Below are 2,527 nucleotides of genomic sequence, written 5' to 3'. Positions count from 1 at the left end.
CCCGTCCTTCGGCGTCCCCCAGGGCGGCCAGCCCAGCACCCCGGTGGCCAGGCCGCCGGCCGCCGGCCCGTCGGCGTCCTCGGCCGGCACCCAGTCCGCGGCGGGCTCGGCGTCCGGACCGGCCGCCTGCTCGGCCTTGCTGGCGAGGTCCCGCAGCCGACGCCGGCCGGCCTGGACGGCGGCCTCCTGGCCGCGACGCTGCTCGGCCAGCCAGGCCTCCACGTGCTGGAACCGCTCGGTGTCGAACAGCCGCCGCAGCAGTTTGCCGCGCTCCTCGGAGTCGGCCTTCAGGAAGCGGGCGAAGTCGCCCTGCGGCAGCAGCACCACCTGGCAGAACTGCTCCCGGTTCATGCCGATCAGCCGGTGGATCTCCTCCCCGGCCTCCTGGTGCGACTTGCTGATCCCCCGCCAGCCGGGCGTGCCGTCGCCCGTGTCGAGGACCCACTCGCGCAGCAGGGTCTGCGCCCGCTCGACGGTGGTGCCGGTGCCGACCTTCTTCGGCCGGCGCTGCTCCGGCAGCCGGGTGATCCGGAGCCGCCGCCCGCCGAGGGTCAGTTCCAGCTCGACCGAGGTCAGCAGCTTCGGGTCGGCGTGGTCACTGCGCAGCCGGTTGGCCCGGCGCGCGCCCGGAGTCTCGCCGTACAGGGCGAAGCAGACCGCGTCCAGCACGCTGGTCTTGCCCGCGCCCGTCGCGCCGCGCAGCAGGAAGAGCCCGCCGGCGGCGAGCGCGTCGAAGTCCACCGTCTCGCTGCCCGCGAACGGGCCGAAGGCGGTGACGGTGAGCGAGTGCAGCCTCATCGGGGCAGGTCCGCCTTCCGGTCGGCGGTCTCCCGGACGCGCTCGAAGCCCTCGCTCAGCCAGCCGAGCTCGTCCGGCTCCGGCTCGGCGCCGGGGCGGACGTGGCGCAGGAAGCCCTCCGCGATTTCCAGGTCCGCGCGGCCGCTGACCCGCGCCGCGTACGACTGCGAGGGCTCGGTCCCGCTCCGGTCCGGATCGAACAGCAGCTGGAGGGTGTGCGGGAAGCGGCGGCGCAACTGCTCCATCGGCTCGCTCGGCCGGGCCGCGTCGGTGAGCGTGGCCTGCACCCAGGACTGCTCGTGCTCGGCGTACTGCTCGTCGGTGAGCAGCGCGTCGAGGGTGTCGCGGAGAGTCGCCAGCCGGCGCGGTTCGGGGCAGGGGACGCGCTCGGCCGTCACCGAGCCGTCGGCGGCCAGGTCGACCAGCCACATGGTCTTGCGCTGGTTCACCTCGGAGAAGGAGTAGGCGAGCGGGGAGCCGCTGTAGCGCAGGTGCGGGGCGAGCGTCTGGCAGCCGTGCAGGTGGCCGAGCGCGGCGTAGTGCACCCCGTCGAAGACCGACGCGGGCACGGAGGCGACGCCGCCGACCGCGATGTCCCGCTCGCTGTCGCTCGATGTGCCGCCGGTGACGAAGGCGTGGGCCAGCACGACCGCCCGGGTGCCCGCCGGGCGCGCCGCGAGATCGGCCCGGACCTGGTCCATCGCCGCTCCGAGCACCGCCGCGTGCCCGCCCTTCGCCAGCCCGAACCGTTCGCGCACCAGGGTGGGCTCCAGGTAGGGCAGCCCGTACACGGCCACGGGGCCGTGCTCGTCCGCCAGCAGGACGGGCTCGGCGCAGCCGCCCGGGTCGGTCCGCAGGTGGATGCCGGCCCGGCCGATCAGCCCCGCGCCGACGCCGAGGCGGCGGGCCGAGTCGTGGTTGCCGCTGATGAAGACCGTCGGCACTCCGAGGTCGGCCAGCCGGTGCAGCACGTCGTCGAACATCGCGACCGCTTCCAGCCCGGGCAGCGCCCGGTCGTACACGTCTCCCGCGACCAGCACGGCGTCCACGCCCTCGGACCGGACCACGTCCACCAGGTGGTCCAGGAAGGCGCGCTGGGCGTCGTGGAGGCTCTCGCGGTGGAACGAGCGCCCGAGATGCCAGTCGGAGGTATGCAGCAGTCGCATGGTTCCCGACCCTAACGCGCACCGCCGACAAACCCGCCCGGCCCGGTGGAACCACGCGTCCCAGGGGGTCCGGGGGCCCGGGAGAGCGGACGGCTGACGGCGGACGGAAAACAGATGACAGCTGACAGATTTCGAAATCTGTCAGCTGTCATCTGTCAGTCGTCGCCTGTTCCGCGAGGGTCGGCCCGCCCCTGCGGAACAGGAGGTGTCCGCGCTCGGCGTTCCTGCGGGGCGCGCGCTTGCGATCGGCAGGGCCCGCTGAGCTTGTTCGATTACCTGGGGTGAATTGTCAGTGGCTCTGTGTATGTTCCTCGACGTCGGCCGGTCCGTTCGGGGCGGCCGACGGCATGGTCCGGTACCGGGCGAAGGAGAAGAGGGAGGACCCATGGCGGCTGTGCGGGAGTCGGCGAGTGCGGTGTGTTCGGTGGGTGAAGTGGGTGAGGTGCGGGGCGCCGCGGCGGGCCGTCCGCCGCAGGCGTGTAGTCGAAGCCGTACGGCCGGTCGTAGGTGGTGACCCGCTCGCGGAACCAGCCGATCGCCCAGGTGTGCACCCGCACCGCGCC

General features: G+C 73.8%; 2 protein-coding genes. Both read right to left on the bottom strand.

All coding sequences use genetic code 11. From position 1 onward, the window contains the following. The coding region (locus AB0E96_RS40390) for an SMC family ATPase (RefSeq protein ID WP_359831742.1) at positions 1 to 798 on the bottom strand (798 nt) is incomplete at its 3' end. Beyond that, entirely contained in the window at positions 795 to 1,964 is a 1,170-nt protein-coding gene (locus tag AB0E96_RS40385; RefSeq protein ID WP_359831740.1) for an exonuclease SbcCD subunit D, read from the bottom strand. The genes AB0E96_RS40390 and AB0E96_RS40385, both read right to left, overlap by 4 nt. Positions 1,965 to 2,527 lie beyond the last annotated feature (563 nt).

Source organism: Kitasatospora sp. NPDC036755, assembly GCF_040636595.1.
Classification (GTDB): Bacteria; Actinomycetota; Actinomycetes; order Streptomycetales; family Streptomycetaceae; genus Kitasatospora.
This window is presented reverse-complemented; position numbering and strand designations above follow the sequence as displayed.

Coding starts and splice junctions, on each gene's coding strand:
- AB0E96_RS40385 (WP_359831740.1), bottom strand. CDS start 1,964: ATGCGACTGCTGCATACCTCCGACTGGCATCTCGGGCGCTCGTTCCAC.